Raw genomic sequence first — 21,132 nt, 5'->3', positions numbered from 1 at the left:
CCTACGGCAAGGTGAAGCTGACGTGGTTTGAATTTGATTTTCAAAGAGTATTATAGTCCCATTAAACGATAAGCTTGGTCTCGGAGGTCCTTATCTGTTTCAAATAGACCACGAGCGACTGTTGTCAAAGTCGCAGTACCTGGTTTTCTGACACCACGCATGCTCATACACATATGCTCGGCCTCAATGACAACAAAGGCTCCCTTAGCCCCCAGATAGTCCATCAAGGCATCGGCCACTTCAATATTCAACCGTTCTTGAATCTGTGGTTTTTTAGAATAAACTTCAACCGTACGGGCTAGCTTGGACAAGCCTGCCACCCGACCATCTGGAATATAGGCAATGTGCGCTCTCCCATAAAAAGGCAAGAAGTGGTGTTCACACATGGTGTGGAAAAAAATATCCTTTTCTACTACCATATTGTCATCGATAATCTCAAAGGATTTTGACAGGTGTTCCTCAGCAGTTTGGCCAAGACCTGAAAAAATCTCTTGGTACATACGGGCTACACGAGCAGGTGTTTCCTGCAGGCCCTCGCGGTTAGCGTCCTCACCAACAGCCTCGATAATCATTTTTACAGCTGCTTCAATCTTTTGTGTATCCATTCTCGTTCTTCCTCTCCATCAGATAGGCTCTCACTTGGCTCAAGAAATACAAGGAACCTGTGATAATCCTAACTGTTTGTTTCTCTTCATTTTTATCTGTCAATTTCTGCTCTAGAAAATCCTGCCAACTTTGGTAATTGAGATTTCTAGACTTGGCTGTCTCTTTCAGCACGCTTTCATCCGTCGCCCGACTATCGTCAAAATGGGTTACAGTCAATTGACTATCTGGCACCGTTTCTAGCAAATCCAACATATCCTCCAAGGCCTTGGTTTTGATGCAGGTAAAGAGGATTTCCTTATGATAATCCGCAAAGCGTTCTTGTAAGGTTGCTAGTAAAGCCTTGATAGCATGGGGATTGTGGGCCCCATCCAAAATCATCAAGGGGTCGCTAGACACGACCTCCAAACGCCCTGGCCATCTGGTCTCTTTCAAAGCTTGAGCAACCAAGTCATTACTTGTTAATTCTCGCCCAGTCTCCTGACAATAAGTGTCTAAGAGAGCAAGCGCCATCCCCGCATTTTCTATCTGGTGCAAGCCAAGCAGACCTGTTTGAAAACGACCTTGTCTGACAGAACTGGTATAATCAAAGATTTCACCCGTCACTACACTCTTTTGATGACTGACCTGGTAATCTTTCCCATAGGCAAGTCTAGGAGCATTTTTAGATTCTGCAATAGGGTCGATCACAGTCAAGGCTTCAGGAACAATATGACCTGTCACCAAGGGAATACCTTGTTTGATAATACCAGCCTTCTGCTCTGCTATGGCTTCCAAGGTGTCACCAAGTAGGGCCACATGATCCAGTCCAATAGTCGTAATTCCTGTTAAAATTGGCTGGCAAACATTGGTACTATCCAAAAGACCACCCATGCCGACTTCCATGATGGCCACATCAACTTGTTCTGAGGCAAAGTAATCATAAGCTAGAGCTGTGATAATCTCAAACTCGGTTGTTCCCTGCAAATTGTCAGCAGATTCCCCCTCAAGCAAAGACTGATAGTCTGCCATGAGGTTTTCTAGCCTAGCCTCGGGAATGGATTCCCCATTAATGCTAATCTGATCCGTATAATGAATGAGATAGGGCGAGCTGAACACCCCAACTCTCAGGCTTAGCCCTTCCAGCATCTTTTTCAAAAAAGCAATTGTAGACCCCTTGCCATTGGTCCCTCCGATATGGATGACCTTGAGTTTGAGCTGGGGATTGCCTCGCAGAGCTAGGAGTTCCACCATTCGCTCCAAACCAAAATGTGGTTGGTCCGTCCGGTAGTGGGCAATCCACTGATTGTTTTGAATTTCGTTCATCTTATTTATATTGTTTTAAATCTAGATTTTCTGCATCATCTGCCAAACGAATGGCTGACGCAACCTCAACTGCCATCCTGTGACTGGCAACATCGTGCACGCGCACCACTTCCACACCCTGTCTCGCAGCGATACTGGTTACATGAGCCGAAGCTGTGTCTCGATTGCGGAAACCAAGTTCGGTCCCAGGATTAACTTCAAAGCCATTTTCTTCTAGGATATTGATGACAAATCGCTTACGCGAAACACCAAGAAAAATCGGATAGCCTTGCTGGTGTAATTTATCCAGATCACGTAGAAGGAGTAGATTTTCCTTCTTGGTCAGACCAAAGCCAATCCCTGGATCCAGCAGAATATTTTCTCTTGCAATTCCAGCTTGGTTCGCTCTCGCTAGAGCATGTTCAAAGAAAGCCTCCATCAAGTCTTCGATTGGCACTTTTTCAAAGTCAGCTAACTCTTCCTCTGTAAAAGCTTGCTCAAAACCAAAATGAGGAAAGATGAGCGAACTAGGATGCTGAGGACGAGCCATAACTGGATTAAACATGATAACCACCTTCGCTCCAGCCTTAGCAACCACATCCGCCATTTTCTCATCTCCCATGAGACCCGTGATATCATTGACCAGATTGGCACCAGCAGCCAAGGCAGCCTCTGCCACCTGACTTTTCCATGTATCAATAGAAATGAGGACATCGCTTTCCTCACGGATAGCTTTAATCACTGGAACAACACGCTGGATTTCCTCTTCTATTTCAACATAGCTACTGCCCGGCCGAGTCGATTCTCCACCGATATCTAGCATGCTCGCTCCTTCTGCTATCAATTTACGAGCTTGCTGGAGCGCCTGCTCAAGAGCAAAAAACTGCCCACCATCCGAAAAAGAATCTGGTGTTACATTGATAATTCCACAAATAGCTGTTTTTGCATGATTAGCTTTACTTGACATATCGGTCACTCCCTCAAGGTTTTTCACCATATTATCTTTCTATTTTACCATAAAAAGAAAAAGATGAACACGCTAGTATTCATCTTTTCCAAGCGGGCCAATAGTTTAGAATGATAGACCTAGATTTCTACTAATCAACACCAATAAGGCCAACAAACAAAATGCAATACCATTGAGAATCATATGAAGCAAAATGGACATCTCCAAACGCTCAGTCTTATAGGCTGTCCAAGTCAAAACCGTTGACATTCCTCCATAAATAATCACAGAAGGTAGATTGGTTGGCATATGGAGCAAGGTAAAGACGATTGCACCAACAACAAAACCTAGTTTTTCTTTTCCACGGAAGATCTTTTTTGGAATAATTCCACGACACAAAATTTCTTCACAAATCGGCGCAATCAAGACTAGTAGGAAGAAAGTTGAAATCAAGGAACTATTCTGAACCAAACCATTCAGTATTGATTGGTTATTGGTTGTTGCCTCATTTGTTAGTCGAAGCAGGAGTGAACCCAAGAGATTTGTCGCAAAAATCACCAGATAACTCAGTACCAAGCGAGCCAAGTCTTTTGCCTTAAAAAAGGATAGATTAAAAGTAGCAAGTTGTGTTTTTCGTGCACCAATAATGAATACAATCAAAACGACTATGGATAGGGCACCTACTAAGAGCCCTGACTGTAAAATCGGAAACTGTTTGTTTGCTAAAAACAAAGCAAGTCCTATGGGAAATTGAGATAGAACAAAAGCTACCAAAAGGATGAGCACCCATTTCCCTCTGTTCAAAACCTCTTGCCAAATCGTCTTATCTTTCATGATGTACCTCCTTATAAGAAAAAGGGGAGACTCCCCTTTTTCTATTATACCATTTATAGCGCCATACTGATATAGTTAAGGATAAACAAGGCATCCAAAATCCAAATCATCACGTGCACATCCTTGGCTTGACCTTTGACAACTTTTGTCAAGGTATATGTCAAGAAACCAACAGCAATCCCTTGTGTGATAGAGTAGCTGAATCCCATAAAGATAGATGTGAAGAAGGCAGGAACCGCTTCAGCCATATCATCCCAAGGGATATTTTTCAAGTTAGAAAGCATCATGATTCCGACGATGATCAAAATTGGTGCTGTTGCAGCTGTCGGAACAATCGCTAGAAGTGGGCTAAAGAAGCTAGATAGAGCAAAACAGATCGCAACCACTAGGGCTGTCAAACCAGTACGTCCACCAGCACCGATACCAGCCGCAGATTCAACATAGGTCGTAACGTTTGAAGTACCTGCAATGGCACCTACCGAAGTTGCCACCAAGTCAGAGTAAAGAGCCTTGTCCAATTTAACTGACTCATGGTTTTCCCCACTTGTCGCAACGATACCAACTTTTTCACCAGTACCGATAAGAGTACCGATTGTATCAAAAATATCCGTTAGTGAGAAGGCAAGAATAGCCATCAAGGTTTCTGGTAAACGTGAAGTGTTTGAAATCAAAGAGCCTAAACCTTCTGAACCAAGAGCAGCACCAAACAAAGTTCCTAAATCATTAACCGCTGCTGAAAGATTGTTGCTAGCAAAGTCAATCCCTGATAATTTGACAACACCAACAGCAATGGCAAGGACAGTCGTTGTTAAAATAGAAAGAATAATTCCACCCTTGATGCCTTTAACAACAAAGAAGATGGTAATAGCCAGACCTGCAAGAGCCACCAATACTGCTGGAGTATTGAAGTCTACCAATCCTGGAACAGCTGCTGAGTTTGCAGTAAGTGCAGCTTGAGCCTTGTCCGCTCCTTCACCTGCTACCGTATAAGTACCTGGATCGATTGAGAATTTCAAGAGACCGGCATTCTTAATCCCAACATAGGCAAGGAAAACACCAATACCAGCCGAAATAGCTGAACGAAGTGTTGTTGGAATAGATTCGATGATCATTTTACGAACATTTGTTAAGGTAATAATCAGTGAAATAATTCCACAAATGAAGACCATACCAAGAGCCTCTTTCCAAGTATAGCCCATCCCAAATACAACTGTAAATGTAAAGAAGGCATTTAGTCCCATACCTGGTGCTTGTGCGTACGGCAAATTAGCATAGAAAGCCATCATCAAAGTACCTACTACAGAACCGATAATCGTTGCCAAGAACACACCTTGAACAGGCATACCCGTTTGGGAAAGCATTTGAGGGTTTACAAAGAGAATATAACTCATTGCAAAGAATGTTGTTAAACCAGCAAGCACCTCTGTACGGACATCTGTCCCGTGCTCTTTTAGTTTAAATAGTTTGTCCATCTTTAATCTCCTTTTGTTTTTTACGAACAATATTAGTATTATATCATTTATCATTCACCTTTTCAATATGTTTGTTTGATTTATTTAATAAATCAAAGCAACTGTAGTTTTTGTTCTTATCTGCTTTTCTTCCTTCTTTTTGATATAATAGTAGACATCTTATCTGGAAACGACTAGGAAGGTTTATATGACTAAAAAAATTATCGCAGTCGATTTGGACGGAACCCTGCTAAATAATGAAAGCAAGCTCTCCGATTTCACCAAAGAGACGATCAAAAAAATTTCAGAAAAAGGACACCATGTCATCATCACGACAGGCCGTCCGTATCGTATGGCAAAAGACTTCTATCGTGAGCTAGAATTGCATACTCCCATGATTAACTTTAATGGTTCCCTTACCCATCTACCAGGAAAGGCTTGGGAGCATGAAAAGTGCTTGACCTTGGACAAAAAATACCTCCTAGACATGGTCAAGCGCACGGAGGACATCCAGGCTGACTTTATTGCAGGAGAATATCGAAAAAAGTTCTATATCACGACTCCGAATGAAGAGATTGCGGATCCTAAACTATTTGGCGTAGAGAACTTCCGGCCGGAAAATCAATTCAAACCCGAACGAGTAACCAAAGATCCCAACTGCATTCTCTTGCAAACAAGGGCTGAAGACAAATACGCTTTAGCAGATGAAATGAATCGTTTTTATCAGCACCAACTAGCTATCAATACCTGGGGTGGTCCCCTCAACATCCTCGAGTGTACTCCCAAAGGTGTAAACAAGGCATTTGCTCTAGAGTACTTGCTCAATGTGATGAATCGTGATAAAAAAGACTTAATCGCCTTTGGTGATGAGCATAATGACACTGAAATGTTGGCATTTGCAGGCAAGGGATATGCTATGAAAAACGCCAATCCTGCTCTTCTTCCATATGCAGACGAACAACTTCCTCTGACCAACGAAGAAGATGGAGTTGCCCACGCTTTACAAAATTTATTCCTATAAAAGGGAAGATTGCATGGTCGCAATCTTTCCTTTTTGTTTTCATTCTGTTTTCACAAAAGCACCTCGTTTTCTGTATTTTTATATTAAATTTTCTATCGCCATTTTCACTTACCTCTCAAAACTATTGATATATTAATATTTTTAAAAAGTCATTTTATGAAAACTTTTACATCTTTTTAGAAAAAGTAGTTGATTTTTATATGAAAACGGTTTATACTTAAAGTTAGGCTTAAAGTTTTCTTAAACATACAGTCAAACATTTTATAAGGAGGAATGACAATAATGAGTATCGGAATCATTATTGCGAGCCACGGCGAATTTGCTGCGGGTATTCATCAGTCAGGATCTATGATCTTTGGTGAACAAGAAAAGGTTCAAGTTGTAACCTTTATGCCAAATGAAGGTCCAGATGACCTTTACGCTAAATTCAACAACGCTGTGGCTGCATTTGACGCAGAAGATGAGGTTCTAGTATTGGCTGACCTTTGGAGTGGATCTCCATTCAACCAAGCTAGCCGCGTAATGGGAGAAAATCCAGAACGTAAGTTTGCCATCATCACAGGACTGAACTTGCCGATGTTGATCCAAGCCTACACAGAGCGCCTTATGGACGCGAATGCAGGTGTGGATAAAGTCGCTGCGAATATCATTAAAGAAGCCAAAGATGGCATCAAGGCTCTTCCAGAAGCGCTTAACCCAGTTGAGGAAGTTGCAACTGCTGCAGCTGCTCCAGTTGCCCAAGCTGCTATTCCAGAAGGAACAGTTATCGGTGATGGTAAACTGAAAATCAACCTTGCTCGTCTAGACACTCGTCTCCTTCACGGTCAGGTTGCCACTGCTTGGACTCCAGATTCAAAAGCAGATCGTATCATCGTTGCTTCAGACAACGTTGCAAACGACGAGTTGCGTAAAGAATTGATCAAACAAGCAGCTCCTAACGGTGTAAAAGCTAACGTTGTCCCAATCCAGAAATTGATCGACGTTGCAAAAGACCCACGTTTCGGCGAAACTCATGCCCTTATCTTGTTTGAAACTCCACAAGATGCACTTCGTGCTATCGAAGGTGGCGTGCCAATCAAGACCCTTAACGTTGGTTCTATGGCTCACTCAACAGGTAAAACAATGATCAACAACGTTTTGTCTATGGACAAAGAAGACGTTGCAACCTTTGAAAAAATGCGTGACCTCGGTGTTGAATTTGACGTACGTAAAGTACCAAACGACACGAAAAAAGATTTGTTTGACTTGATTAAGAAAGCAAACGTTCAATAATGTTAATCTGTTTCTATCATTTTTGAAAACAGGATTAAATACTTTATTAAAACTAAATAGAAAAGGAATAAAACCATGTCAGATATTTCAATCATTTCTGCTATCTTGGTTGTAGTTGTTGCCTTCCTTGCAGGTCTTGAAGGTATCCTCGACCAATTCCAATTCCATCAACCAATCGTCGCATGTACCCTTATCGGACTTGCAACTGGTAACCTCGAAGCAGGGGTTATGCTTGGTGGATCTCTTCAAATGATCGCCCTTGGTTGGGCAAACATCGGAGCTGCCGTAGCTCCTGACGCTGCTCTTGCATCTGTTGCTGCAGCAATCATCTTGATCAAAGGTGGTAACTTTACTACTGATGGTATCGCCGTTGCAACGGCAACAGCTATCCCTCTTGCTGTAGCTGGACTTTTCTTGACAATGATTGTTCGTACAATCTCAGTTGCCTTAGTTCACTCAGCTGATGCTGCTGCTAAAGACGGAAACATTGCAGCTGTTGAGCGTGCTCACTTTGTTGCACTTCTTCTTCAAGGTCTTCGTATTGCAATCCCTGCTGCCTTCCTTATCGCTATCCCAGCTTCTGCTGTTCAAGATGCTCTTGGTTTGATGCCAGAATGGTTGAATGGTGGTATGGCTGTCGGTGGTGCTATGGTCGTTGCCGTTGGTTACGCTATGGTTATCAACATGATGGCAACTCGTGAAGTATGGCCATTCTTCGCAATCGGTTTTGCTCTTGCAGCAATCTCTCAATTGACTTTGATTGCCCTTGGTGTCATCGGTGTTGCCCTTGCCTTCATCTACCTTAACCTTACAAAACAAGGTGGAAACGGTGGCGGCGGAGCTGCAACTTCTAACGACCCAATCGGTGATATCCTAGAAGACTACTAGAAAGGGGAACAATCATGGCTGAAAAAATTCAATTATCAAAATCAGATCGTCAAAAAGTTTGGTGGCGTTCACAATTCCTTCAAGGTTCTTGGAACTACGAACGTATGCAAAACTTGGGTTGGGCTTACTCATTGATCCCAGCTATCAAAAAATTGTACACTAAAAAAGAAGACCAAGCGGCTGCTCTTGAGCGCCACCTTGAATTCTTCAACACTCACCCATACGTCGCTGCTCCAATCATGGGGGTTACTCTTGCACTTGAAGAAGAGCGCGCTAACGGTGTTGAAATCGACGACGCGGCTATCCAAGGGGTTAAAATCGGTATGATGGGACCTCTTGCTGGTATCGGTGACCCAGTATTCTGGTTTACAGTTCGTCCTATCCTTGGAGCTCTTGGTGCATCACTTGCTGCATCTGGTAACCTTGTTGGTCCACTTCTCTTCTTCTTCGGATGGAATGCTATCCGTATGGCCTTCCTATGGTACACACAAGAGTTCGGTTACAAAGCTGGATCTGAGATCACTAAAGACATGTCTGGTGGTATCTTGAAAGACATCACTAAAGGTGCTTCTATCCTTGGTATGTTCATCCTTGCCGTTCTTGTACAACGTTGGGTATCCATCAACTTCACTATCAACCTTCCAGGCAAACAATTGTCAGAAGGTGCCTACATCAACTTCCCAGAAGGTCCTGTTACAGGAGCTGAGTTGAAGGGCATTCTTGGTCAAGCGCTTAGTGGTATGAGCCTAGATAGAGTTCAACCACAAACGCTTCAAGGTCAGTTGGACTCATTGATTCCAGGATTGATGGGACTTCTCCTTACTTTCCTTTGCATGTGGTTGCTTAAGAAAAAAGTATCTCCAATCACAATCATCCTTGCCCTCTTTGCAGTTGGTATCGCAGCTCGTTTCTTCGGTATCATGTAATCTCGGTGAGAATATATAAACAAAAAAGAATCAGGATTAAACCTGATTCTTTTTATGTATCAACTTTTTCTCCTAGTAAGATAATGAAAGCACCCAATCACCACTGCTAGTATGGCAACATAGAGTAGCTGTTTGGCTTCTAAAGGCACAAAAGCTCCCTGTAGGATAAAAGTATTGGCAAGTACACCAACAAGGGCTGCAAGGCTCAAAAACGTGAGCAAAAGCATCTTGTATCGATTAAAAGGCAAGCTGACCTTGGCAACTAGACACAGACCATTGATCAGGGCAAGGAGGAAGCAAATAAATTTGACCTGACCTGGGACAGTGATAAAGAAATTGGTCAAAAGAACACTAGCAACCAGAACGCCACCACCAATCGCCGCGTTGGTTAGGATATCTCTCATAAAGTGAGTGCTAACCTTTTCTTTATTGGACTCAAAAGTCAGGAAGAAGGATGGAATCCCAATCGTAATGGCTGAAATGATTGTAAACTGAATGGGGATAAAGGCAAATTCCAAACCAAATACCACACTCAAAATGGCAAAAACGATGGAGAAGAAGGTCTTTGTTAGAAAAAGAGAGGCTACCTTTTGGATGTTATTGATGACCCGGCGTCCTTCCATCAAGATATCATAAAATACTGCAAAGTCATCAGTGAGAAAAACAATATTGGATACACTTTTGGCTGCACTCGTAGCCCCCTTCATGGCAAAGCTGATATCTGCTTTCTTGAGAGCCAGAACATCATTGACCCCGTCACCGCTCATGGCAACTGTTTTACCAGCATTTTGCAAAATAGATACCATCTTTTGCTTCTGTTCAGGTGTCACACGTCCAAATATTTCGTGTTCCAAGACCACTCTTTCAAAGTCGTCATCACTCACCTTGGTCATATCAATCGCACGGGCTTCTTCCTTAAAACCTGCCTTACGAGCCACCCCATATACAGCCACATGATTATCACCACTGATAATCTTCACTTCAACACCTTGAGATTCGAAATAGTCAAAGGTTTCCTTGGTATTGTCCTTAATCTCATCTGACAAAACGACGTGGCCTAGTAGTTCCACATTAGCTGGACTCGTAATCTGGTCCCTGCTATGAGCGAGTGTTAAGATTCGAAAACCTTGCTGTTTTAGATGTTCATAGTAGGCATCCATCGGCTGGGTAAAGCCTAGAAACTCATAGGCTCCGAAGAAATAGGTCCCACCCTCTTTTACTTGGACAAAGGAATACTTATTTTTACTTGAAAATGCACCGACTTCTTGAACTTCCCACTTTTTCTCACAGGTTAAGTAAGTCTTCAGAGCTCGGGAAGTTGCATTTTCATCTTCGAAATAAGCCAAATAAGAAGATAGTTTCTCTGCTACATTAGCATCCATTTCTTGGACCTTCATATTCCCCGTCGTGATAGTTCCCGTCTTATCAAAACAAAGAATATCTACTCGCGCCAAGGTCTCTACACAGTATAGCTCCTGTACCAGAACCTTCTTTTTAGCCAGCTTCATGGCTGCTACTGCTAGGGACACACTAACCAAGAGAATCAAACCCTCTGGAATCATGCCGACCAAGGCACCTGAACTTCCTAAAACAATTTCAACATAAGACCGTCCTAGACTAAAACCTCTGACATAGAGCAGAATGGCAACTGGCACCAGCAAGATCGAGACGATTTTTAAAATCTTATCCATGTAATCGCGTAGTTGAGAAGGGTATTTTTTGAATTCCTTGCTGGATTTTGCGAGTTTGTTGATATAACTATCGGGTCCGACCGCCGTCGCCGTGACCAGACAAGTACCGCTAACGACATTGCTTCCGCTCATCAGCTTGTCACCTGCTGTTTTAAAGACTGAATCACTCTCACCAGTCAGCAAGGACTCATCCACTTCGATCGTTCCTTCAAGCACTTCTGCATCGACAGGTACCTGATCTCCCAGATTGAGATGCAGATATTCCCCCAGAACGATGTCTTCTGGATCAATCTCGATCGTTTGACCATCTCGATTGACCTTGTACTTACTTTTACCAAGCAAACTTAGCTTTTCCAAAGCATTTTTTGAACGCACTTCTTGGAAAATCCCGATAGCTGTATTGATAGCAATCACACCTAAAAAGAGCATGTTCTCAAATCGCAAGGTTGTGGCTACCAGAACTGCCAGAGCCAAGTTCATAGCATTAAAAAAGGTAAAAATATTTGAAACGACAATTTCCTTAGTTGTTTTGTAAGGTTTAATGTCGCTGATATTTCGTTGACGATCCTTGATGTCTTGACTGCTTAAATACTTCATTTCTACTCCAATATCCTTTTGTACTACTATAGTAACACATATCTTTTTCTCTGTCACTTAAAGACTCAAAATAAGAAGAACTCCCTTGGCAAACATCATCCATCATCACTTTAAGAAGGACTTAAAAAAGAAGCTAGGATTTCCCTAACCTCTTTTCTTTAAGCTTTATTCTGCCAAGGCTCCCATTGGATCCCATGGTGCTAACACGATTGGTTCTGCTTCATAAGCAGCTTGTTCTTCTGCTGTCAATAATTCTTTGCGAACAACGATTTGGTAAGTGTATTCGTCCATCCAAGCGTCTGAGGCAACAAAGTAACCATCTGTACCGACCTTGTCTCCCCATGAGTTTTCAACTTTCCACTTGGTTGACTTGCCATTTTCGTCCAAGTCCACACCTGTCAAGACCATGGCGTGGGTCATCAAACTTTCACTGTAGTCCAAACGTCCAGCCTTGTCTTGAGTGAGTTGAATATCCATGCTTGATTCAAAGTCATAAACATCAGTCGCAAGGATTCCAGCTTTGCGGTTGCTGAGCTGGCCGACATCTGAACCAAACCAAACAGTTTCTCCTGTTTGCATTTGGGCAATCGCCAATTCTTTTAAGCGCTCCATCGGTACGTTGATGTAACGAACTGCACGGCTACCAACCACATTTCCCAACATCTCAACTGTGTAAGATTTACCGTAAGGCTTGTCAGCAGTTGGAGCATTGATAACAGAAACGTAGTCTTCTAGAGGAAGATTGACATATTTCTTGTAAAACTCTTGTGGCGTGATACCCTTTTCGCTTTGGTAGTTATCATCCTTATCGCGATAAGCAAAGTCAAATTTACGCGGTGGAAGACCTAGTGACATAGCAAGGAAGTTAAAGATTTCTTGCAAGAGGTCTTCTTTCTTAGCTTGAACAGTCGCTTGGTCAGCACCAGAAGCGAGCAAGTCACGCAAGATTTGGGCATCTTGGCGAAGCAATTTGTTAAGAATTGCATTGAGCTCACGGCTATTACTAGATGAAACAGACTCAGGGTAAACTGACTTAGGAACGACACCATATTTTTCAAAGAGGGCAACGACCATATCCCATTGACCACCATCTTGTTGTGGAGTTTGGAGTAGGAAGCTAACCTTGCGGCTCGTCAAGTCTTGGTCTGCAGTCGCAATCACTTGCTCCAAGAACCAGTTGGATTTCTCGTACTTGTCCCAGAAGAATGTGTGGGCTTGTGACAACTCAAAGTTTTCCAGTTTGTATTGAGAGATGAGTTTGTGGCGGAAGGTGTTGAGAGCTGCAAACATCCAGCAACGACCAGACGCTTTCTGGTTAGTAACCTTGTCCTTGGTCAAATCAAGCGAGAAAACAGGTGTATTGTCTACATGGCTTTGACGACGTTCCAGGGCTGCAAAAATTCCGTTATGGCTGGCAGCATTTTCAATGGCTTGGTACTTGACATTTGCTTCATAGTTGGCAAATAGTTTATCTGTAAATGATTCTTGAATCGCGTTCATAGATTCCTCCTTTTATTCTACTGTCTATTATAACTCTTTTCACAAAGGAAGCAACCGAAAAACTTAAAAAGGCAAGGACATTCTCCTCACCTTTTCTAACATAATCCAAACTAAGCAATACTAGCAAGGAGATTTTCTAACTCCTCCTTGGTCAAACGACGCCATTCTCCTTGTCCTAAGTTCTCATCCAAGGCTAAAGTTCCCATCGTCAAACGTTGTAGATCCACCACTTCCTTGCCACAGTAGGCCACCATTCGTTTGACCTGATGGAATTTCCCTTCAGCAATGGTCACACGAACCAGACTTTGATTCTTTACTGAATCTAACGACACAATCTCCAGCTTAGCTGGCTGGCAGGTAAAGTCCTTGAGCGGAATGCCCTTGGCAAATGTCTCCACATCTTCTTGGGTCATAATTCCCTCGACTTGTGCCAGATAGGTCTTATCCACATGACGTTTGGGTGAAAGAAGAGCGTGAGCTAGTTTGCCGTCATTGGTCAAGAGTAGGAGACCATGCGTGTCAATATCCAAGCGCCCTACTGGGAAAACTTCCTTGGTCCGAGCAATATCATCCAACAAGTCCAACACCGTTCTATGTATAGAATCCTCAGTCGCTGAAATAACTCCTTGGGGCTTGTTCATCATGTAGTAGACAAACTCTTCATACTCTAGCACTTGGCCATCAAAGCGAATTTCGTCTTTTTCTTCATTTATTTGCAATTTTGCTGATTTTTCTTTCTTGCCATTGACCGTCACGCGTCCAGCCTTGAGCAAGTTTTTGACCTCCGTCCGACTTCCCACAGCGCATGCAACTAAAAATTTATCTAATCTCATAAAACTATTATATCATACTCAAAAGGAGGCTGGTACAATGACCAACCTCCTTTTCTTTTCATACTCTTCAAAAATCTCTTCAAACCGCGTCAACTTCCATCTGCAACCTCAAAACAGTGTTTTGAGCTGACTTCGTCAGTTCTATCTATAACCGCAAAGCAGTGCTTTGAGCAGCCTGCGGCTAGTTTCCTAGTTTACTCTTTGATTTTCATTGAGTATCAGATTTAAGAAATTAACTTCCTCGTCTCCAGAAAATAGCTAAGACAACCATAGCACCTAAAACAGCTGGAACAATAGCTATCCCCGCTAGGTTTGGACCCCAAGTCCCAAAGAGCAGGTGCCCCAAAGAAGCACCAATCCAGCCGAGAAACATTTTCCCAAAGCATCCCATGCTTTCTCCGCGATTGGTTAAAGCACCTGCCAAGAGTCCCACTAGGAGACCAACAAACATACTTCCAAGCATAGCTTCTCCTTAAATTGCCCAGTCTCCATTACGGAAGAGTGGTACGCGTGTTCCATCCTCACGGATACCATCGATATCCATTTGACTCGAACCAATCATAAAGTCCACGTGAACATCTGAACGGTTCAGTCCTGCAGCTTCAAGCTCTTCTTCGCTCATCTCTGCCCCACCAACAACGCTAGTCGCATAGGCTGCACCGATAGCCAAGTGGTTTGAAGCATTCTCATCGAAAAGGGTGTTGAAGAAGGTAATGCCTGACTGAGAAATTGGGCTTGGATCTGGTACCAAGGCACATTCCCCCAAGGCACGAGCACCTGCATTTTCAAAGACAAGGTCTTTCATGACCTGATCACCCTTTTCAGCAGTAATGTCAACGATTTGTCCATCCTTGAAGGTTACTTTAATGCCTTCGATGATATTTCCGTTATAGCTAAGTGGTTTTGTAGAGGTTACATAGCCATCTGCACGACGGAAGTCAGGAGCCGTAAAGACTTCTTCTGTCGGCATATTTGGCAAGAATCCTTCTCCCTGTGCATTGATAGCACCAGCTGATTCCCAAACGTGGTTCTTTGGCAAGCCAAGTATCAAATCTGTCCCTGGAGCTGTGTAGTGAAGGGCTGAAAATTGTTCTTTATTAAGCATTTCCGCCTTGCTCTTAAGGATTGCTGCATGTTCTTCCCAAGCCTTAACTGGATCTTCTTCGTAGACACGGCAAGTTTTGAAGATTTGATCCCAAAGGAGGTCCACTGCTTCTTCATCGCTCGCAGCATTTGGAAAGACCTTCTTAGCCCACTCAAGCCCTGCTGCAGCTGCTACAGTCCAGCTAACCTTGTTGGATTGCGTTGCGATACGCATTGGCTTCATGGCAAGTCCCATAGCTTTGGCAGAAGCTGAAAGCTTGTCAGCATCCACTCCGTTCAAGGCACCTGGGTCAGAAGAACGGACACCAAGACGACTAGCCTTGTTTTCCAAGAGGTAGTTCATCTCAGCAATCTTGTATTCTGGCACATTGTTCAGACGCTCTATCGGCGCGTGGAGGAATTTCTCACGGTTGATCACATCATCTGTCCACTGAACGATGACCTCATGCGCACCCAAGGCATAGGCTTCTTTCACGATCAAATGCGCCAACTCACGTTGCTCCACATCGATGGAAAGGGTCAAGGTGTGACCAGGTTGCACGTTAATTCCATTCGCAACCAACAATTTCGCATATTTTTCTAGATTTTCTTTAAAATTTGGTAAAACCATTTTGTTTTTCCTTTTCTTTTGTTATTTCTCTTTAAACAAGGACAGCAGGCTAACTGCTGCCACAGTACCACAAATCAAAGCGGTCATTTTCAAAATCGTATCAGGGTCAAGATCCAGCTGGTAATCAAACACCTTTTGCGCTGGCTTATCCTGAGCGGAAATGGTAAGTTTCATAAAAACCTCTTTCTATATTTTAGAAAAACTCATCAAACAAACTCAACTGGTTATCCTCTGGCATATTGCCGAGAATCCCCATTTCATCCATCTTTTCAACCAAGGTAGATGACAGTCCGCCACGCTTGCGGAGTTCTGTCTTAGAGAGGAATTCGCCCTCTTCACGCGCTCGTACCAGTTGCTTGGCAACGTTTTCTCCCAGACCATCCATTGCTACAAATGGTGGGATAAGAGTATCTCCGTCGATGATGAATTCAGTCGCATCACTACGATAGAGATCTAACTTGCCAAACTTAAAGCCACGTTCCCACATTTCATTGACAATCTCAAGAGTTGTATAGAGGTCAATCTCCACATTAGAGGCTTCATTATTCTTCCGTTTTTCAGCGATTTCTTCCATTCTACGCTTGATAGCATCCAAGCCGGCACCCATAGTCTTGATATCAAAGGCCTTAGCACGGATTGAGAAGTAAGCACAGTAATAATAAATGGGATGGTGAACCTTGAAGTAGGCCACACGCAAGGCCATCATAACGTAGGCTGCCGCATGGGCCTTAGGGAACATATACTTGATTTTTCCACAGGATTCGATATACCACTCTGGCACCTTATTAGCCTTCATGGCTTCGATATAGCCATTTCGCTCTTCTTCTGAAATCTTCAGCCACAAGCCCTTACGTACCCGTTCCATGATGGTAAAGGCCATCTTAGGCTCGAGACCCGCATGCATGAGGTAAACCATGATGTCGTCCCGACAACCGATAACGGTTGATAGGTCCGCAATCCCTTGCTTGATCAAATCCTGGGCATTTCCCAACCACACATCGGTACCGTGGGATAGACCTGAGAGCTGAAGCAACTCTGCAAAAGTCGTCGGATGCGTCTCGTCTACCATCCCACGTACAAAGTTGGTTCCAAACTCTGGAATCCCCAGCATCCCCGTCGGTGTACCGATTTGCTCAGGAGTCACCCCAAGAACATCAGTTCCTGAAAAGAGGGCCATCACGCCTTCATCATCCATAGGAATTTCATTAGGATCAATCCCAGACAAGTCCTGCAGTTTCCGAATCATGGTCGGATCATCATGTCCCAGCACATCAAGTTTGAGGACGTTCTCATCGATATCGTGGAAGTTAAAGTGAGTCGTCTGCCATTCAGCCGTCACGTCATCTGCTGGATACTGAACAGGCGTAAAGTCGTAAACATCCATGTAGTTAGGAATAACAACAATTCCCCCCGGGTGTTGTCCCGTTGTGCGCTTGACACCAGCTGCACCTTGAGCAAGGCGTTCCACCTCTGCATCACGATAAAACTTCCCATAGTCTCTCTCGTAGCCCTTTACAAATCCATAGGCAGTCTTGGCAGCCACCGTACCAACCGTTCCTGCACGGAAGGCATATTCCTCACCAAAGATATCACGCACATCCAAGTGGGCGCTAGGCTGGTCTTCTCCCGAAAAGTTCAAGTCAATATCGGGAACTTTATCTCCATCAAAACCAAGGAAGGTCTCGAAAGGAATATCCTGTCCATTTTTGCTAAGTTTATGACCACAGTTTGGACAATCCTTATTGGGCATATCAAACCCTGAACCGTAAGAACCATCCGTGATAAACTCACTATACTGACACTGACCACAAACATAATGAGGAGAGAGAGGGTTAACCTCCGTAATCCCAATCATGGTCGCAACAAAACTAGAACCGACAGATCCACGAGAACCCACCAAATAGCCCCGTTCATTGGAACGTTGCACCAGCATCTGCGATGCCAGATAAATCACGGCAAATCCATTCCCCAGAATGGAAGTTAATTCTTTTTCAATCCGTAAATCAACGATATCTGGCAGCGGATTTCCATAAATCTCAAAAGCTTTCTTGTAGGTCAGCTCGGCGACCGTTTCTTCCGCCTTGTCGATGAAAGGCGTGTACAAGTCACCCTTAACAACCTCAACAGGTTCAAAGATATCTGCCAAGGCATTGGTATTTTTAATAACTAGCCTGTGTGCTAGCTCCTCTCCCAAGAAAGCAAATTCATCCAACATCTCATTAGTTGTTCGAAAATGAGCCTTTGGCAAAGGAGCTGGTTGGGCATGTTCACCATGACCGATGGTTCGGTTAATCATAGCCCCCTGACCCAAACTACGGACAATAATTTCACGGTAAATCTCTTCTTCCGGTTCGATATAGTGGACATTTCCCGTAGCTAGAACAGGCTTGCCAAGACGGTCCCCAACCTCTATCAAACTCTTGATAATAGTCTGGAGTTCCTCCATATCCTTGACCTGCTCTTTAGCAATCAAGGGAGCATAGATAGCTGGTGGCATGACTTCGATAAAGTCATAATACTTGGCCACCTCAACCGCCGCATCCACACCTTGGGAAACAACTGCGTCAAAAACTTCGCCTTCCGAGCAAGCCGACCCCAAAATCAAGCCCTCCCGATGGGCGTCTAGAACCGTTCTCGGAATCCGTGGCACCCCTTCAAAATACTTGGTGTTAGACAAAGAAACCAGCTTAAAAATATTTTTTAAACCAACTTGATTCTTGACATAAATGGTCGCATGTTTAATCCGAGCTTTTTTATAAGAATCTGGACTGATTAGATCAATATTGAGTCTAGCCAGATCGGTCACACCATGTTTTTCTGCTACCTCTTTGATAAAGATGAAAAGCAGACGACCAGTAGCTTCCGCATCGTAATTAGCCATGTGGTGGTGTTCAAGTGCTACACCAAAACGCTTGGTCAAAGGTCCCAAACCATGACGTTTATACTCAGGATAGAGGTTTCTAGCAAACTCCAGCGTATCGATAACTGGCTGGCTAATCTTAGGCAGACCATGACGCTCATAGTTGGCATTCATAAAGCCAACGTCAAAGGTAGCATTGTGAGCAACTAAGACTGTATCCTTGCAAAATTCTTGGAATTCTTGCAAAACTTGTTCCAGTGGTTTAGCATTTTTGACATGATCATCTGTAATTCCTGTCAACTCAGTAGTAAAGGCTGATAATGGATGCCCGGGATTGATAAATTCATCAAATTCGGCAATAACATTCCCCTTGTACATCTTAGAGGCCGCAACCTGAATCAAATCATTATAGATAGCTGAAAGTCCCGTCGTTTCCACGTCAAAAACCACGTAGGTCGCTTCTGACAAGTCCATCTCCACTTCGTTATAAACGATTGGAACACGGTCCTCCACAATATTGGCTTCCATTCCATAGATCAGCTGGATTCCAGCTTTCTTGGCCGCCTTATAGCCGTGTGGGAAAGATTGAACATTTCCATGGTCCGTAATGGCAACCGCCTTGTGTCCCCACTTAGCAGCTGTCTCAACGATCTCCTCTACCTCTGGTAGAGCATCCATAGTCGACATATTTGTATGAGCATGAAACTCAACCCGACGCTCACCTTCTGGCATCAAATCCTTCCGCTCATAGTGAACAACTTCCTGCACATCCTGCACGTTCATGGTCAAATCACGTGTGAAGTTATTCATCTCCACATTCCCACGAACTCGAAGCCAAGAATTCTTCTTAATGATGTCAAACTTCTGAGCCTCTTCTTCATTCTTAACCCATTTTTGCATTGAAAAACTTGAAGTGTAGTCTGTCATTTTAAAGTTGATCAAAACGCGACCAGTTCTGGTCACCTTATGCTCCACATCAAAAACGACCCCTTCAAAGACCAGGCGATTTTCCTCAGTCGTCACGTCAATCATCTGAGTAACTTCAGCCTTATCTAGTTTAGGCTTGGCCATAGCCTTTTTAGCCTGAAAATCAAAGGCTGGCTTCTCTTCTACTGGAGGAGGAGCCATTTGTTCCAGTTGCTCCATAGCTCGAAGCGCTTCCTCATTGGCAGCTTGAACAATCTGTTCATTCTCCGTATGGAAGGCTTCCTCCTGCTCTTGTGTAAGAGCATCATTCTTTTCTATTTGGCATACAAAAGCTGGAAAACCAAACTTTTCGAGTTGCTTTGCCAAATTAGGAAGATGATTCTTCTTAAAGTGCTCCTTATCAATCGCCTCTGAACCTTCAATAATGAGTTGATTTCCTTCCGCACGAACATTTAAATTCTGGTAAAGAGATTTAAACCCCTGACTTGCACATGGACCTTCAGAAAAAGCCTCTCTATAGTAGGCATGCAAGAGTTCATTAGAGAATTCTTGAGAAAGAGTCTTGATTTCAAAAACAGCTCGATTCCCTGTCTTAGAAAATTCTTCACAAAGCCCTTTCTTTAACTCCAAAAAGATTTCAATCGGTAAAATATTAGAAAATACAAAATGAAATTCCCAAATCTTACTAATTTTATGAACCACAACACGCTCAATTCTTGCATCAACAAGAGCAGGATCCCGTTTCAATTGATCAGAGATTCCCAATTGATTCATTAAAATTTCAAACTTACTTGACATTCATTTTCCTCACATTATTCTCTTACTATTTTACCATAATTAAAGAAAATATATGACTAGTACCATTCCTTAAGCACTGCTAGTTTACACAAATTTGTTCCATAAAGAAAAAAGAAGACTCTCAGAATCTCCTAAGTAAATAAAAAAAAGATACCCTTAAGTATCCTTGTAATCAATCGGGAAGACAGGATTCGAACCTGCGACACCTTGGTCCCAAACCAAGTACTCTACCAAGCTGAGCTACTTCCCGTGTTAAATAAAAAAATGCACCCTAGAGGAGTCGAACCTCTAACCGCCTGATTCGTAGTCAGGTACTCTATCCAGTTGAGCTAAGGGTGCTCATCATTATATGCCGAGGACCGGAATCGAACCGGTACGATCGTTACCAATCGCAGGATTTTAAGTCCTGTGCGTCTGCCAGTTCCGCCACCCCGGCCTCTCTAAGCGAACGACGGGATTCGAACCCGCGACCCCCACCTTGGCAAGGTGGTGTTCTACCACTGAACTACGTTCGCATCGACCTCTTATTCTATATAAAAAAATGCCGGCTACATGACTTGAACACGCGACCCTCTGATTACAAATCAGATGCTCTACCAACTGAGCTAAGCCGGCTACTTTCTATTATGCGGGTTAAGGGACTTGAACCCCCACGCCGTTAAGCGCCAGATCCTAAATCTGGTGCGTCTGCCAATTCCGCCAAACCCGCAAATATGACCCGTACTGGGCTCGAACCAGTGACCCATTGATTAAAAGTCAATTGCTCTACCAACTGAGCTAACGAGTCTAAAATAACTTCCGTTATCTTAAACGGTCCCGACGGGAATCGAACCCGCGATCTTCGCCGTGACAGGGCGACGTGATAACCGCTACACTACGGGACCTATGGGAGTTAACGGGATCGAACCGCTGACCCTCTGCTTGTAAGGCAGATGCTCTCCCAGCTGAGCTAAACTCCCAAAAAGGAAGTCTCTAAACTTCCTATTC

Annotated in this window: 16 protein-coding genes and 9 tRNA genes; 4 read left to right on the top strand and 21 right to left on the bottom strand. The window is 43.5% G+C overall.

Annotated elements, in window-relative coordinates:
- Positions 1–50: 50 nt before the first annotated feature.
- From folE to O3622_RS02150, 5 genes are all read right to left on the bottom strand, one after another.
- Complete coding sequence (gene folE / locus O3622_RS02170) at positions 51–605, bottom strand: GTP cyclohydrolase I FolE (RefSeq protein ID WP_000380916.1); 555 nt, start codon at positions 603–605, stop codon at positions 51–53.
- Positions 586–1,908 (bottom strand): folylpolyglutamate synthase/dihydrofolate synthase family protein, encoded by a 1,323-nt coding sequence (locus O3622_RS02165; protein ID WP_125384871.1) that lies wholly within the window; start codon positions 1,906–1,908, stop codon positions 586–588. Before O3622_RS02165 ends, folE begins: the two co-directional genes overlap by 20 nt.
- A 1-nt stretch (position 1,909) precedes the next feature.
- On the bottom strand, positions 1,910–2,884 hold the full coding sequence (gene folP, locus O3622_RS02160) for a dihydropteroate synthase (RefSeq protein ID WP_185758132.1): 975 nt from the start codon (positions 2,882–2,884) through the stop codon (positions 1,910–1,912).
- Between the two features lie 75 nt (positions 2,885–2,959).
- Positions 2,960–3,667 (bottom strand): CPBP family intramembrane glutamic endopeptidase, encoded by a 708-nt coding sequence (locus O3622_RS02155; protein WP_084881337.1) that lies wholly within the window; start codon positions 3,665–3,667, stop codon positions 2,960–2,962.
- A gap of 53 nt (positions 3,668–3,720) precedes the next feature.
- Positions 3,721–5,139, bottom strand: a complete 1,419-nt coding sequence (locus O3622_RS02150; protein WP_000359242.1) for an NCS2 family permease — start codon at positions 5,137–5,139, stop codon at positions 3,721–3,723.
- Positions 5,140–5,326: 187 nt separating this feature from the next.
- Here O3622_RS02150 and O3622_RS02145 point away from each other — a divergent pair, with 187 nt between their 5' ends.
- From O3622_RS02145 to O3622_RS02130, 4 genes are all read left to right on the top strand, one after another.
- Entirely contained in the window at positions 5,327–6,139 is an 813-nt protein-coding gene (locus tag O3622_RS02145) for a Cof-type HAD-IIB family hydrolase (protein ID WP_000162335.1), read from the top strand.
- 282 nt (positions 6,140–6,421) lie between these two features.
- Positions 6,422–7,411, top strand: a complete 990-nt coding sequence (locus tag O3622_RS02140) for a PTS sugar transporter subunit IIB (protein WP_020901963.1) — start codon at positions 6,422–6,424, stop codon at positions 7,409–7,411.
- A gap of 75 nt (positions 7,412–7,486) precedes the next feature.
- Positions 7,487–8,299 (top strand): PTS mannose/fructose/sorbose transporter subunit IIC, encoded by an 813-nt coding sequence (locus O3622_RS02135; RefSeq protein ID WP_049479446.1) that lies wholly within the window; start codon positions 7,487–7,489, stop codon positions 8,297–8,299.
- 14 nt (positions 8,300–8,313) lie between these two features.
- Positions 8,314–9,225 (top strand): PTS system mannose/fructose/sorbose family transporter subunit IID, encoded by a 912-nt coding sequence (locus O3622_RS02130; protein WP_000818322.1) that lies wholly within the window; start codon positions 8,314–8,316, stop codon positions 9,223–9,225.
- Between the two features lie 59 nt (positions 9,226–9,284).
- Here O3622_RS02130 and O3622_RS02125 read toward each other — a convergent pair whose 3' ends face one another.
- The 16 genes from O3622_RS02125 to O3622_RS02050 all read right to left on the bottom strand — a co-directional run bounded on the left by O3622_RS02125 (position 9,285) and on the right by O3622_RS02050 (position 21,104).
- Positions 9,285–11,513 carry an HAD-IC family P-type ATPase gene (locus O3622_RS02125; protein ID WP_033605604.1) on the bottom strand — a complete coding sequence of 743 codons (2,229 nt, stop codon included), beginning with the start codon at positions 11,511–11,513 and terminating at the stop codon, positions 9,285–9,287.
- A gap of 165 nt (positions 11,514–11,678) precedes the next feature.
- On the bottom strand, positions 11,679–13,013 hold the full coding sequence (gene pepC / locus O3622_RS02120; RefSeq protein ID WP_371606952.1) for an aminopeptidase C: 1,335 nt from the start codon (positions 13,011–13,013) through the stop codon (positions 11,679–11,681).
- 110 nt (positions 13,014–13,123) lie between these two features.
- Positions 13,124–13,846, bottom strand: coding sequence for a pseudouridine synthase (locus tag O3622_RS02115; protein ID WP_247941208.1), 723 nt, complete (start codon positions 13,844–13,846; stop codon positions 13,124–13,126).
- A 232-nt stretch (positions 13,847–14,078) separates the two neighbouring features.
- Positions 14,079–14,309, bottom strand: coding sequence for a GlsB/YeaQ/YmgE family stress response membrane protein (locus O3622_RS02110; RefSeq protein ID WP_000901578.1), 231 nt, complete (start codon positions 14,307–14,309; stop codon positions 14,079–14,081).
- 9 nt (positions 14,310–14,318) lie between these two features.
- Entirely contained in the window at positions 14,319–15,560 is a 1,242-nt protein-coding gene (locus O3622_RS02105) for an aminopeptidase (RefSeq protein WP_371606951.1), read from the bottom strand.
- A 21-nt stretch (positions 15,561–15,581) separates the two neighbouring features.
- Positions 15,582–15,734, bottom strand: coding sequence for a hypothetical protein (locus O3622_RS02100; RefSeq protein ID WP_000778898.1), 153 nt, complete (start codon positions 15,732–15,734; stop codon positions 15,582–15,584).
- Positions 15,735–15,753: 19 nt separating this feature from the next.
- Positions 15,754–20,145, bottom strand: a complete 4,392-nt coding sequence (locus O3622_RS02095) for a PolC-type DNA polymerase III (protein WP_371606950.1) — start codon at positions 20,143–20,145, stop codon at positions 15,754–15,756.
- Positions 20,146–20,321: 176 nt separating this feature from the next.
- Positions 20,322–20,395, bottom strand: a tRNA-Pro gene (locus tag O3622_RS02090).
- A gap of 15 nt (positions 20,396–20,410) precedes the next feature.
- Positions 20,411–20,484: transfer RNA gene (locus tag O3622_RS02085), tRNA-Arg, on the bottom strand.
- Positions 20,485–20,495: 11 nt separating this feature from the next.
- Positions 20,496–20,581 (bottom strand) — tRNA-Leu (locus tag O3622_RS02080).
- A 7-nt stretch (positions 20,582–20,588) separates the two neighbouring features.
- Positions 20,589–20,660 (bottom strand) — tRNA-Gly (locus O3622_RS02075).
- A gap of 27 nt (positions 20,661–20,687) precedes the next feature.
- Positions 20,688–20,760, bottom strand: a tRNA-Thr gene (locus O3622_RS02070).
- A 12-nt stretch (positions 20,761–20,772) separates the two neighbouring features.
- Positions 20,773–20,854 (bottom strand) — tRNA-Leu (locus O3622_RS02065).
- 5 nt (positions 20,855–20,859) lie between these two features.
- Positions 20,860–20,932: transfer RNA gene (locus O3622_RS02060), tRNA-Lys, on the bottom strand.
- A 24-nt stretch (positions 20,933–20,956) separates the two neighbouring features.
- A tRNA-Asp gene (locus O3622_RS02055) sits at positions 20,957–21,029 on the bottom strand.
- Positions 21,030–21,031: 2 nt separating this feature from the next.
- Positions 21,032–21,104: transfer RNA gene (locus O3622_RS02050), tRNA-Val, on the bottom strand.
- Between the last annotated feature and the right edge of the window lie 28 nt (positions 21,105–21,132).

The organism is Streptococcus sp. 27098_8_51 (assembly GCF_041432205.1).
Classification (GTDB): domain Bacteria; phylum Bacillota; class Bacilli; order Lactobacillales; family Streptococcaceae; genus Streptococcus.
The sequence above is the reverse complement of the archived record's forward strand: the minus strand, read 5'-3'. Positions and strand labels throughout refer to the sequence as shown.